9 protein-coding genes and 2 pseudogenes are annotated in these 12,858 nt (G+C 68.3%); 7 read left to right on the top strand and 4 right to left on the bottom strand.

All coding sequences use genetic code 11. The features are described from left to right. The first annotated feature begins 163 nt into the window (after positions 1-163). Both B5D80_RS04060 and B5D80_RS04055 read left to right on the top strand, forming a co-directional pair. Entirely contained in the window at positions 164-523 is a 360-nt protein-coding gene (locus tag B5D80_RS04060) for a hypothetical protein (RefSeq protein ID WP_088642406.1), read from the top strand. A gap of 16 nt (positions 524-539) precedes the next feature. Next, positions 540-1,577: a medium chain dehydrogenase/reductase family protein gene (locus B5D80_RS04055; protein WP_088642405.1), complete on the top strand. Its 1,038-nt coding sequence runs from the start codon at positions 540-542 to the stop codon at positions 1,575-1,577. On the opposite strand, the gene B5D80_RS04050 is transcribed toward B5D80_RS04055, so the two are convergent. Together B5D80_RS04050 and B5D80_RS04045 are read right to left on the bottom strand one after the other, a co-directional pair. Then, positions 1,578-3,080: a multicopper oxidase family protein gene (locus B5D80_RS04050; RefSeq protein WP_088642404.1), complete on the bottom strand. Its 1,503-nt coding sequence runs from the start codon at positions 3,078-3,080 to the stop codon at positions 1,578-1,580. Positions 3,081-3,152: 72 nt separating this feature from the next. After that, complete coding sequence (locus tag B5D80_RS04045; protein ID WP_088642403.1) at positions 3,153-3,620, bottom strand: VOC family protein; 468 nt, start codon at positions 3,618-3,620, stop codon at positions 3,153-3,155. 100 nt (positions 3,621-3,720) lie between these two features. Between B5D80_RS04045 and B5D80_RS04040 the strand changes: the two genes are divergently transcribed. Continuing rightward, positions 3,721-4,521 carry a helix-turn-helix transcriptional regulator gene (locus B5D80_RS04040; RefSeq protein WP_088642512.1) on the top strand — a complete coding sequence of 267 codons (801 nt, stop codon included), beginning with the start codon at positions 3,721-3,723 and terminating at the stop codon, positions 4,519-4,521. A 405-nt stretch (positions 4,522-4,926) separates the two neighbouring features. Further along, positions 4,927-5,846 (top strand): annotated as a pseudogene (locus B5D80_RS04035) (IS256 family transposase). Between the two features lie 97 nt (positions 5,847-5,943). On the opposite strand, the gene B5D80_RS33285 reads toward B5D80_RS04035, so the two are convergent. Further along, complete coding sequence (locus B5D80_RS33285) at positions 5,944-6,420, bottom strand: RICIN domain-containing protein (protein WP_088642402.1); 477 nt, start codon at positions 6,418-6,420, stop codon at positions 5,944-5,946. 354 nt (positions 6,421-6,774) lie between these two features. Between B5D80_RS33285 and B5D80_RS33280 the strand changes: the two genes are divergently transcribed. Further along, positions 6,775-7,062 (top strand): exonuclease/endonuclease/phosphatase family protein, encoded by a 288-nt coding sequence (locus tag B5D80_RS33280; protein WP_158224117.1) that lies wholly within the window; start codon positions 6,775-6,777, stop codon positions 7,060-7,062. Positions 7,063-7,240: 178 nt separating this feature from the next. On the opposite strand, the gene B5D80_RS04020 is transcribed toward B5D80_RS33280, so the two are convergent. Further along, positions 7,241-7,582, bottom strand: a complete 342-nt coding sequence (locus B5D80_RS04020) for a hypothetical protein (protein WP_144081568.1) — start codon at positions 7,580-7,582, stop codon at positions 7,241-7,243. A gap of 234 nt (positions 7,583-7,816) precedes the next feature. Between B5D80_RS04020 and B5D80_RS34135 the strand changes: the two are divergent. Both B5D80_RS34135 and B5D80_RS04015 read left to right on the top strand, forming a co-directional pair. Next, positions 7,817-8,390: pseudogene (locus tag B5D80_RS34135) on the top strand (transposase); the annotation flags it as partial. A 94-nt stretch (positions 8,391-8,484) separates the two neighbouring features. Next, positions 8,485-12,858: a glycoside hydrolase family 9 protein gene (locus B5D80_RS04015; protein ID WP_158224116.1), complete on the top strand. Its 4,374-nt coding sequence runs from the start codon at positions 8,485-8,487 to the stop codon at positions 12,856-12,858.

The following is a 12,858-nucleotide window of genomic DNA, read 5'->3' as shown; positions in this document are numbered from 1 at the left end:
CCCACCGACGCGACGCCGCTCTCCGATGACCGATGGTCTCCGTGTCCACGCGCACGAAGTGATTGAGCAGACAGGAAATCTCATGGCAGTCCGCACCCATGTCGTCGCGGAGGCACCAGTCGCGGCACCGACACGCTGGCAGGATCGGACCGGCCGGATCCTGATGGCGATCACGGCAGCCGCCACCCTGGTGCCGTTCGTCGAGGGCGTCTCCCGCCTCGGGGGTCTCCCCGACGACCTGATCCTGACCGAGTACTGGCGAACCTGTGCCTACATCGTCTTCGCCGGGATGTGGGCCATGCTGGCGGTCGCGCCCCGCAAGCAGCGCGGCATGTGGGAACTCCTGCTCTTCCACAAGCTCGCGGTCACCGTCCAGGCCGCGTTCATCCTCGACGTCCCGCACGCGCTGCGGACCCTGTTCGCCGACGGGTTCGTCTCGGCGACCACCATCGCCGCCTACGTGCTGTGCCGTGGCTGGCACACCTGGCGCCGCGGGGCGCTGGGCCCCGACGACAACCGCTGACCGGAGGGACGCCGTCATGACCAACCCCGTCACCACGAGCACGACCGAGATAGTCCTACCGGGCGTGGTCGATCCGAGCGGGCTGCAGGTATGCGCCCGCGAACTGCCCGCGCCGGTTGCGGGACAGGTCGTCCTGCGGATGGAAGCGACCGGTGTGTCGTTCGCCGAGCAGCAGATGCGCCGGGGCAAGTACTACGATCAACCGCCGTTCCCCTTCGTACCCGGATATGACCTGGTCGGAACCGTCACGGCCGTCGGACCCGGCGGGGACACCGACCTGGTCGGACGCCGGTTCGCCGCCGTCACCAAGATCGGCGCGTGGGCCACCCATGTGCTGGTCGAGGCCGCCGACCTGGTTCCGGTGCCGGACGGGGTGTCCCCCGCCGCCGCCGAGACCGTGGTCGTCAACGGCATCACCGCCTGGCAGATGCTGCACCGGCTGGCCAAGGTCCGCTCCGGGAACGTCGTCGTCGTGCTCGGGGCGAACGGCGGGGTCGGCTCCACGCTCGTCCAGCTGGCCCGGCACGCCGGCGTCCGCGTCATCGGCACCGCCTCGCCGCGCCACCACGACGCGGTACGCGCGCTGGGCGCCACCCCTGTCGACTACCGCGAGCCCGGCATGTACCACCGGATCAGGGCGTTGGCCCCGGACGGTGTGGACGCGGTGTTCGACCACGTGGGCGGCCCCGGTGTGGAACGGTCCTGGCAGTTGCTGCGCAGGGGCGGCACGCTGGTGTCCTACGGCACGGCGGCGACGAAGGACGAGGCGGGCAACTCGCGGCTGCCCGTGCTGAAGCTCTTCGCGCAGCTGAAGCTCTGGCACACCCTGCCGAACCACCGAAGCGCCTACTTCTACAACTTCTGGGCGGGCCACCGTAATCTGGCGGCTTTCCGGCGCAACCTGGCCGAGGACCTGACCCAGGTGTTCCGTCTACTCACCGACGGTGTGCTGGACCCGCAGATCGCCGCGGAGATCCCCCTGGCCGAGGCCGCGTCGGCGCTGACGCTCGCCGAGTCCCGCACCGTCGCCGGCAAAATCATCCTGGTGCCCTGATCACGGATGCCGGTGATGGCCCGGCGGAACGCCGACCTGCTCGCCCTCGCCCAGGACGACGAACTGACCCATCATCCCGTCGTCCTCGTGGGCGAGCAGGTGGCAGTGGTACATGTACGGCGTGTTCGGATCGGTGTGGTCCCGAAAGCGCAGCGCCAACCGGTAGCGCTTCCCCTGGACCAGCAGGACGGTGTCCTTCCAGCCGCGCAACGGTGGTTCCGGCATACCGCCGTCGACCGTCAGCACCTGGAACTGCACGTCGTGGATATGGAAGTTGTGCAGATACCCGTTGTCGTTCGTCACCTCCCACACCTCCACGGTGCCCTCCCGGACACCGAAGTCGATCCGGTCCATGGCCATCGAGCGCCCGTTGATCCGATTCGACGCGAGCACGAAGGAGCGTTCCTGGGCGACCGCGCGGCCGGCGAGGTCCGGTGCGGCGCCGAGCACGGCGGGCACGGCGGCGTGGCCGGACAGCGAACCCACGGCCCGGAACTGGCAGATGTCGAAGCGGTCGTCGAAGCCGTCGAGCCGTCCCAGCACCCCGCCGTGCGCCGCCGGGTAGGAACGCAGCTCCACCCGCTCCCCCGGCTCGAAGGCCACCACGATCTCCGCGCGTTCCCCCGGCGAGAGGTAGAGCCGGTCGGTCTCCCACGGCGCGGCGAGCAGACCACCGTCCGTGGCGACGAGCGAGAAGCGCCGATCGTCGGAGAACCCGAAGTGGTACAGGCGCGCGTTGGAGCCGTTCAGCATCCGCAGCCGCACGAGCCGGGTCGTCACGTCGAAGTACGGCCCGATCGTGCCGTTGACGAGGATCTCGTCGCCGATCACACCCAGCGAGCCCGCCAGCGGTTCCCGCTGCACGAACTGCTGTTCCTCGTCGAACGCGCGGTCCTGCACGATCATCGGGACGTCGTCGACGCCGTACTCCGACGGCAGGTTCAGCGCCTCGACCCGCTCGTCGTCGACGAGGAACAGCCCGGCCACGCCCCGGTACATGTGGTCGGCGGTCGCGCCGTGTACGTGCGGGTGGTACCAGAGCGTCGCGGCGGCCTGGTCGATCGTCCACTGCGGCGCCCAGGTGTCTCCGGCCCCAATCGTCTGGTGCGGGCCGCCGTCCATCACCGCCGGCAGGTGCATGCCGTGCCAGTGCAGCGACGTCGCCTCGTCCAGACCGTTGTGCACCGCGAACTCGACCCGCTCGCCGCGCCGAGCCCGGATCGTCGGGCCCAGGTACGTGCCGTTCACACCCCAGGTGCGGGTGGCCTTCCCGTCCTTGAACCGGGTCTCACCCGGCTGGATGCCGAGCGTGAAGACACGGGCGCCCAAGGCGCCACTCGTCGACCGGGCCAGGGCAGGAATCGACAAGGCCGTGTCGAAGGCGAGCTTCCCCACGGTGTCCCGCTTCACGCTCAGGTAGTAGGCGCCGAAGCCACCGCCACCCAGGGCGACCGCGCCCCCCACTCCCCACCCGAATGCCTTCAGCACCGTACGACGTCTCATGGCACAACCGTTTCGCAGCCGGCGATTCCATCGCGTCGGCGACAACTGCGTAGCCATGAGATCAGCCCCGCGCTACGAGAGCAGCTGGAACAGCTCCAGTTGAATTCCATCGGGGTCGCGGAGGTAGAGGATCTTCGTCCCCGCCAACGCCCCCGCTTCGACACCGTCGCCGTCCTCGAGCACGACCGGATCGGCGTTGACATGCACGCCCCGCTCCACCAAGTCCCGGTGCGCCGTGTCGAGGTCGTCGACCTCGAAACACAGGTGCATCACCCCGACGTCACAGTTGCGTCCGGTGAAGGGCTTCGGCCGCGGGCTGTCGTACTGGATGAGTTCCAGGAGGACGTTGTCGCCGGCCAGCGCGAACGATGCCCGCATCGACGCGTTTTCGACCTCGACGACCGCACCGATCGCCGGGTTCGTGGCGGAGATCGTCACGCCGCTCGGCGCGATGCCGAGGACGTCCTCGTACCACCTCAACGATCGGGCCAGATCGCTGACCGGCACGCCAATATGGTTCATCCTCGTCACTCTGCTCATGAACCCATCCTGGCGAGCGAGCCACGGTGGTGGAAGGCACGGATCTTCCGCGTACCGCTGATACCACCCAATCCCCTGACCGTTGGCGGATCATGTGTTCATGAATGACCTCGGCGCTACGCTGCGGGCCTGGCGGGAGCGTACGGACCCGGATGCGGTCGGTCTCCCGAACGCATCCCGTCGCCGCGTCGCCGGGCTTCGACGTGGCGAGCTGGCGACGCTGGCCGGCATCTCCTCCGAATACGTGGCACGCCTCGAACAGGGCCGGGCCGGCACGCCGTCGGCGCAGGTATGCGCCGCCCTGGCCCGCGCATTACGACTCTCCGACGACGAGGAGGCGCACCTGATGCGCCTTGCCGGCTTCGCCGCGGCCCCGGACCGGATACCCTGCCGGATCCCCGGCAGCATGCGCCGCGTCATCGACCACCTGGGCGACGTCCCGGCGGCCGTCTACGACGCCGCGTGGCGACTTCTGCACTGGAACCGGCTGTTCGCGGCCGTCTTCGGCGATCCCGCGCACTGCTCCGCCGACGACCGCAACGCGCTGATCGTCCAGTTCGAATCCCGAAATACCCGCGTCCGCCAGACCGACACCGAGCGCGCCTACTTCGAACAGTCGCTGGTGGCCGACCTGCGCGCCACCAGCGCCCGCTACCCGAATGAACCCGACGTGGCGGCGCTGATCACGCGCATGGCGGGCAACGACCGGTTCCGCCGACTCTGGGCCCTCGGCACGGTGGCCCTGCACGAGAGCGCACACAAGACCGCCCTACATCCGGACGTGGGCCCAATCCCGCTGGACTCCAACGTCCTGACTACTCGGAACACCGACCTTCGCCTCGTCGTCCTCACACCCCGGCCCGACACCACAGCCCGCGAGAAGCTGGACCGACTGGGTTGACGAGGGCCGGTTCCGCGGCAAGTCGGGCTAGAGCCAGCGCATGCGGGGTGATGTTCCCCGGGTTTCACGGAGCCGCGGCTGCCCCCGGCCTTTCGGTCGCCACGGGCGATGTCTGGTTTGTCGCCGCGTGCTCACCGAGTTCGGTAAGCGGCCTCAGGTGGCCCATCGCGCCCGTGCACGGCAGCGGATCCTTGAGCATCGATGGTCGTTGTTCTCGTCATAATGGGTGCTGCGACCATCACCAAGCGGCGTTCGACGGGCCCGTCCCGGTCGGCCAGCGGCCTACCTACCTGTTGACGGTCCCTCCGAGTTCGCCGATGGCGATGCGTCTTATGGTCACGGTGCGAAGACGGTGCCGACTGAGGTCGGGCCGGTGCGGATTTACGTTCCTCGGGACCGGGCGGGATCGTTCACGCTGCGGATCATGCCACGCATGCCCGCCGTCTGGAGGGGTTCAACGAGGCGATCCTGTCCCTGTACGCGAAAGGACTGACGACCGGGGAGATTTCCGCGCATCTGGCGGATGCGTATGACGCCGAGGTGTCCCGGGAGTTAATCAGCCGGGTCACCGACGGCGTCCCGGCCGACATGGAAACCTGGCGGCAACGGCCCCTGGACCGGATCTATCCGGTGGTGTTCATCGACGCACTGGTGATGAAGATCCGGCAGGGGCAGGTCGCGAACCGGCCCGTCTACGTGGCGGTCGGGATCAGCCTCGACGGGGAACGCGACGTCCTCGGCATGTGGGCCGGCACCGGCGGCGAGGGCGCCAAGCAGTGGGCCGGCTACCTCACCGAACGGCGCAACCGGGGTGTGGACGACGTGTTCATGGTCTGCTCCGACGGGCTCAAGGGCATGACCGACGCGATCGAGCAGGTCTGGCCCCTCGCGGTGCACCAGCAGTGCGTCGTGCACCTCGTGCGGGCCAGCCTGCGTTACCCGAATCGCAAGGAGTGGCAGAAGATCACTCCCGCGCTGCGGGACATCTACACCGCCCCACCGTCGCGGCCGTCGAGGCCCGGTTCGAGGCCTTCGCCGCCGAGTTCGGTGACCAGTACCCGGCCGTGATCCGGCTGTGGCGGACCTCGTGGCCGCAGTTCGTGCCGTTCCTCGACTACGACCACGAGGTCCGCAAGGTCCTCTACACCACCAACATCATCGAGTCCCTGAACGCACGGTTCCGGCAAGCCGCCCGCCGACGCGGGCACTCCCCCACCGAGCAGGCCGCGATGAAAGTCCTCTACCTCGTCGTCCAACAGAAACACCGAGGCGGCAGCAGCATCACCGGCCGGGTCTACGGTTGGCCAAAGCCCTCAACGCCCTGATCCTCGCCTACAGCGACCGGATCAACATCCAACAACCTCGATCACACCCAGCGGTCAAACACGGAAAACGCCATGCTCCCCGGGGCAGGCCCGGAGATCATGCGCCGAGTCGGGTCCACCACTGGTGTTGTCCCCAATTGGACTGCCCGGTGTAGACCGCGCCGTCGAAGTTGCTGTCCAGGATCAGGCCCGTCGCCCGGTTGCCCCAGAGGTATGAAGAGATCTGGTGATCATTGCCGATCATGTCCCATGTCTGGTAGTTGCCTCCGTTGCACGGCAAGGCGTACACAGCGCCGTTGAGATTGCTGTCCAGGCACCAGCCGGAGGCCCGGTTCACGAAGGTGTACCCCCCGTTCACCACGTTGAGGATCCAGTGCTGATTGTGGACGTTCGGATAGCAGGGAAGCGTGTAGACCGAGTTGCCAGAGCTGTCTAGGCATCGCTTCGTGGCGTAGTTCCTGAGGGCCGTGGTGTCGGCGGCCAGTGCCGGCTGGGCGGCGACCACGAGACCGGACGCCACCAAGCCGATGGTCATGGTGACGCGGATCAGGCTGCGGGTGAGCAGGTTCTTCACAGTACCTCCGATGCGAGTGCTTGACGTGAAGGTACGTTGGCGCCGTTCGGCTCCGCGTCGGTGACAACTACGTACGTGGTGCAACGGAAAGTTAGGTGAACAAGCCCTCTCACCACGACCTCTATCGTCGGCAGAGTGCGAGGAAATTGCCTTGTTTACCGTGCTCACGATCGCCGCGTCCGTTCTGGTCGGGCTCTTCCCCGCCGCCCGGGCGCTCGCCGTGCTGCAGGATGGCCAGGCGACCGGGCAATGGAATGTGCAGGGGCAGAGCCAGGGTGGCAAGGTCCACCGGAGTTCCGTCGGCAGACCATCGTGCAGGGAATCCTTGATGACCCGACGGTCCAGGTCCTGGCGTTGCAGGAGGTGGGCAGCGATCCGCCACCGACGGCTCAGCCGACCGGGCGGATCCTCTACGGCGTGGTCGAGTACTGCTGGAACTGCGGCACCGGGACCCGCCCGAACAACGTCTTCGTCTACTGGACCGATGTCCAACAGCAGCGCTACGGCCTCGCGATCGTCACCCGGGAATCGGTGGTCGACGCACGGCGGTTGACGGCACGGCCGTTTCAACATCATCTGGTGATGCCGAGGATGGTGAATGGCCTGGTCATGTTGCGGTTGGCCCACTGGTGGCTTCGGTGATGTCGGTGCGGTCGTTGAGGCGTAGGGCATTGATGGCGAGGTTGCGGAGCGAGGCGAGTACGCAGGGGCCGGAACGGGTGCGGACGCGGGAGTGGTCCTCGCGGTAGCAGGTGTCTCTGACGAAGCGGAGGGTTTCGATGGTCCATTGGCTGGGGTTGAACGCGGCGATCTGGGCCGGTCACGCGGTTTCGGCGGGGTGGCTGGTGACGCTCAGTTGCGCGGCGGCGGGCTGTTTGCCGTTAGTGGTGACGTAGCGTTCGACCAGCCAGACCTGGTGGACGTTGGGGAACGGTAGGTCGGGCGGGGCGGGTAGGACTCGCATGGTGCGGCGGGTGGTCCGGCCGTGTCCGGTGTCGGTGTTCTCGTGGCCGATCGGGGTGTCGGCCCAGGGCAGCGCGTCGAGGGCGTGGAACAGGGCTTGCCGGTTTTCCTTGACCGGGAGCACGAGGTTGCCACCCTGCTGGTGGATGAGGTCGGCGGTGGCCTTGACGGTGTGCAGGGCGTCGGCGGTCACGGTCACGTCGCGCAGATCGAGGGTTTCCAGCAGGGCGCGGGCGGTTTCTGGTTCTCGGGTTTCGCGCCGTCGGTGGGCGTTTGGGCGGTGACGACGGCGGTCGGGTCGGGGCAGGGTTAGCCGGTCAGGGCGGACAGCAGGTGCGGTTGTTCGCCGTCGATCCCGACGGCGCCGCGCACGGTATTACCGTCCAGGCGTACCTGTGCCGGTGCGTCGCGGCTGCCGCAGGCCTGCTCGCCGGCCTACGACCGGATGATTGGTCTGGACTTGTTCGACGTCAGCGCCGACGGCGCGATCACCAAGGCCCCGTGTGGCGGTGACCGGGCCGGTCGGTCTCCTGTCGACCGCGGCAAGGACGGCATGAAACGCTGCACCGGCGTCGACGGTTACGGCATCCCGCTCGGCCTCGTCGGCGCTCCGGCCAACCGGCACGACGCGCCGTTGCTGGCGGCACCTTCGAGGAGTGCAGCCGCCAACTGCGCCACCAATGGCCGCAGTGGGTCACCGCCCATCTGGACCGCTGATACGACAGCCGTGGCACCCGAGAGCTGCTCGACGAGATCGGCTTCGACGCCGAGATCGCCCGCAAAGGCCTGCCCGTACCGATCCAGGTCGGCAAGCGGTGAGTGGTCGAGCGGACGAACTCGTCGATGAACGCGTTCGGCAAGATCCGCTGGTGCACCGACCGCGACGCCACAGTCACCGACTTCTACCGGTAACTGGCCGCCGCCGTCGTCACCGTCCGTCACTCATCCACCGGGCACGAACCCTCTACCGCGGGGACACCCGGCCCACCACCCGCCGACTCAAGTGACACCTACTGCCGGTCCCTCTAAGTAATTCCTACCGATGCGATGTCGAGCCCCGCTACCGCATGGTCTCTGTGTCCGAGGTCTGGAGGATCTGACGTGGGCTCTGCACGCAAACGGTTGGCCACGATCATCGCGGCGACGACGGCAGCGACGCTGTTGTCCGCAGTCGAACCGATGACACCGGCGGTGGCGGCCCCGCAGGACCGGGTCACCGCGTCCTGGAACATGCAGGGCCAGAGCGACGGGACCGGGGGGCCTCCGGAGTCGCGGTGGCTGACCGGTGTGCAGCAGATGCTCAACCAGGAAGGGGTGCAGATCGCTGCACTCCAGGAGGCGGGCAGCACACCGCCCGACCGAGCGGTGTGGACCGATCGTCGGTTCGCCGATCCCGGCGTCACCGAGCATCTGTACAACATCGGTTCGGAAAGCCGCCCGGACCTGGTGCAGATCTACTGGGCCGACCCCGGTCAGCAACGCAACGGCCTGGCCATCGTCACCCGGGAGACGGTAAGCGACGCCGTGATCCTGCCGGTGGGCGGACGGTTCAACTCGCGGCCGATGATGGGCGTCCAGATCGGCACCGACTGGTATTTCACCGCCCACGCGCTGTCCAACGGTGAGAACAGCGCCAACGACGCCGCCGACATCATCGAGACGGCGCGGCAGTTCATGGCTCGCCGCCCCACCGGCGAATGGATGGTGCTCGCCGACTTCAACCAGAACCCGGCACGGATGCCGGCCGCGCTACAGAACCACATCGTCGCGGCGAACCAGCCCACCCACCAGGGTGGCCATGAGCTGGACTTCGCCTATGCCAGCAACGAAAACAACAACACCATCAACGCCGAGGTTCGCGGCGGAAACTCCGACCACGCGTACGTCCGTTACGTAGTGAACGCCGGCTGCGGCTCCGGCGGGGGCCTCGCACCCCGGACGACCGCCGACCGGGACTGCTACGCCCCGGTCCCCGGCGACACGTACCGCTTCTTCGCCCGTCACATGGAGAACGCGGTGATCGCGTTGAAGACGAACGACGGCGTCGACATCGGACCGCACGTCAGGACGCCGCGCGGCAGCCTCGACGAGGCCATTCAGGTGCGCTTCAGCACGATTGGAGGCCAGTACCAGCTCGCCTGGCCGCAGGCCGACCCGGCGACCGACCGTTGCCTGACCTGGGAGACGAACTCCCGGAGCACCGGCAGCACCCTCTGCTCCGAGCAGGCGGAGGTTTCGCGGTGGCAGTTCAAGGACGGGCAGATCTTCACGCCCGGGCTCAGCGGCGCCCTGCAGCCCTCCGCCGCGGCTCTCGGATCGCGGCTGATGGTCGCGCAGTCCTTCTACCAGTGGCGACCGGAGCCCCGCAACGGCATCGGCCCGCGCTGGGACCCGATCGGGGAGTTCCGGGACGCCACCCCTGCCGGCTCGGAGACCCACTTCCCCGACCTCGACGGCGACGGCGACGCCGACCACGTCATCGTTCAGCCCGACGGTCGGATACCCGCGTGGCGCAACAACGGCCCCCGATCCACCTGGACCGCCCTCGGTGACATCAGCCCGCCGGACCGGGGTCTGCCCACTACGGTGCACTTCGGCGACCTCGACGGCGACGACCGGGACGACTACATCCGCGTGCTGGCCGCTGACGAGTCGCCAAACGGGATCCGGGTCATACAGGTGTCCCGCAACGAGTCCGACGCCGCGCAGAAACGATGGGGAGCACCCACCATCGTGGCCAACAACCTGCTCTACGAGAACCCGCGCTTCGTCGACATCGACGGCGACGGCGACGACGACCTGATCAACTCGGATCGGCTGAGCAACGCCAGCCTCTGGGAGAACCGGTCCCCGGGCCGGATGCCGGTGCCGGGCGACTGGCACTCGGTCAGCGGCTTCGCGACCCCCGCCGACAGCTATTACCAGACGTCGTTCGCGGATGTCACCGGTGACCGCCGGGCCGACGTGCTGCGCGTCGACTACCCCAGCGGCAAAGTGCTGGCCTGGGAGAACACCGGCGCACCGTGGAGCGCGACGACCGGCTGGCGGTCGCTGGGCCCGATCCGTGACGATGGCCCGTTCGCCGGCACCACCGGCCTGTTCGTCGACCTCGACGCCGACCTGATCAGCGACTTCGTCCTGGTCAACGCCGTCTCGGGTGGTCTCGACGGTTGGCTGCTGCCCCGCTACGGCAGCGCTGATCCCGGCCCGGGACAGCCCGGCCAGAGCGGCGGGCAGGACCTGCCGGCCGGAACGCTGCCGGCGTACGGGGGTGGGCCACCGCGACCGCAGCTCGACGGCCGGCTGTTGCAGAACAGCACGTTCACCGGCACGGACAAGCCGTGGTGGACCAACGCGGGGATGACGCCGAAACTGGAGGGCGGGACCTTCTGCGTGACCGCGCCCGCGTCCACCAACCCGTGGGACGTCCTGGTGGGCCATAACAGCATCTACCTGCCCGGCGGCACCACGTACACGCTGCGGTTCCGCGCCCGCACCAACACGGCGGCGAACCCGCTGATCTACCTCGCGCCCTTCGACAACCCGACGAACGTCACGTACCTGAACAAAGGCTTCAACACCGGCACCGCCTGGAAGGAGTACGAGTACAGCATCATCACGACCTACCCGGAGCCATACCGGTTGGCCCAGCTCCAGTTCCGCCTCGGCAAGTCCACCGCGCCGTACGAGTTCTGCATGGACGACGTGACGCTCACCGGCGTCGAGTACGCGTACCGGGCCGACGCCGGGCCGGACATCAAGGTGAACCAACACGGCTATCTACCCAACGGGCCCAAACGGGCGACGTTGCTGTACGGCGCGTCCCAGGCGGTGCCGTGGACGCTGCGCCGGGCCGGCGGCGGCGCGACGGTGGCGACCGGCCTCACCACCCCGACCGGCTTCGACGCGTCGGCCAGCGCCATCACACACGTCATCGACTTCAGCCACGTCACGACCACCGGCCGGTTCGAGTTGGTGTACGACGGCTGGGTCGACCGGCCCAGTCACGCGTTCGACATCCGCGCGGACCTGTATGACCGGCTGCGCACCGACGCGACACGGTTCTTCTACACCAACCGCAGTGGGATCGCGATCGACGGGGGCATCGCCGGGGCCGCGTACGCCCGCCCGGCCGGGCACGTCGCCGACTCACCGAACGGTGGCGACACCCAGGTGCCCTGCCAGAAGCCGAAGTCGTTCCTGAACAACTGGACCTGCTCCTACCGGCTGGACGTCACCGGCGGCTGGTACGACGCCGGTGACCACGGCAAGTACGTCGTCAACGGTGGCATCGCCACGTACCAGCTCCTGTCGACGTGGGAACGCAACCGGCCGGCGGCGCTCGGCGACGGCACCCTGGCCGTGCCCGAACGCGGCAACGGGGTTCCGGACATCCTCGACGAGGCCCGCTGGAACCTCGACTTCATGCTGAAGATGCAGGTGCCCGACGGTCTCCCGCTGGCCGGCATGGTCCACCACAAGGTGCACGACGAGACCTGGACCGGGCCGCCGATGCTGCCGCACCAGGACAAGAAGCCCCGGGAACTGCACCGGCCATCGACCGCGGCCACCCTGAACCTGGCCGCCGTCGCCGCCCAGGCAGCGAGGATCTACCAGCCGTACGACGCCGGCTTCGCCGCCCGGCTGCGCGCGGCGGCCGAGCGCGCGTATGCTGCGGCCCGGGCCAACCCGGCGCTCTTCGCACCGTACGAGGACCGCAGCGGCGGCGGTCCCTACAACGACGGGGACATCTCCGACGAGTTCTACTGGGCCGCCGCCGAGCTGTACCTGACCACCAGGGACACCACCTACCTCACCGCCGTCCGGGTCAGCCGGTTCCACACCGCCGGTACGGCGTTCAGCCAGAACGGCTTCTACTGGGGATCGGTGGCCGCGCTGGCCCAACTCGACCTGGCGCGGTTCGGCACCGAGCTGAATGACCGTGAGCAGATCACAGGGTGGGTGGTCGCCGCCGCGGACCGGTTGATCTCCTTCCAGAAGGCCGAGCGCTTCGGGCAGACCTACACCCCCACCACCGGACGCTACGACTGGGGCTCGAACGCCTCCATGCTGAACAACCAGGTCGTTCTCGCCACCGCCTACGACCTCACCGGCAACGCCAGGTACGCCGACGCCGTCTTCGAGGGCCTCGACTACCTGCTGGGCCGCAACGCCCTCGGGCAGTCGTACATCACCGGCTACGGCAGCAACGACGCGAAGAACCAGCACAGCCGGTGGTACGCGAAATCGTTCGACGCCCGACTGCCGAACCCGCCCGTCGGGTCGGTCGCCGGTGGGCCCAACTCCAGCCTCCAAGACCCGCTCTCGGCGAGTTGGCTATCCGGGTGCGCCCCACAGCTCTGCTACGTCGACAATCTCGAAGCCTGGTCGGTCAACGAGATCACCATCAACTGGAACTCCGCACTGACCTGGGTGGCCGCGTTCGCGGCCGATGTGGCTGGCCGTCGAGGATGA

Source organism: Micromonospora wenchangensis, assembly GCF_002210435.1.
GTDB lineage: Bacteria > Actinomycetota > Actinomycetes > Mycobacteriales > Micromonosporaceae > Micromonospora > Micromonospora wenchangensis.
The sequence above is the reverse complement of the archived record's forward strand: the minus strand, read 5'-3'. Positions and strand labels throughout refer to the sequence as shown.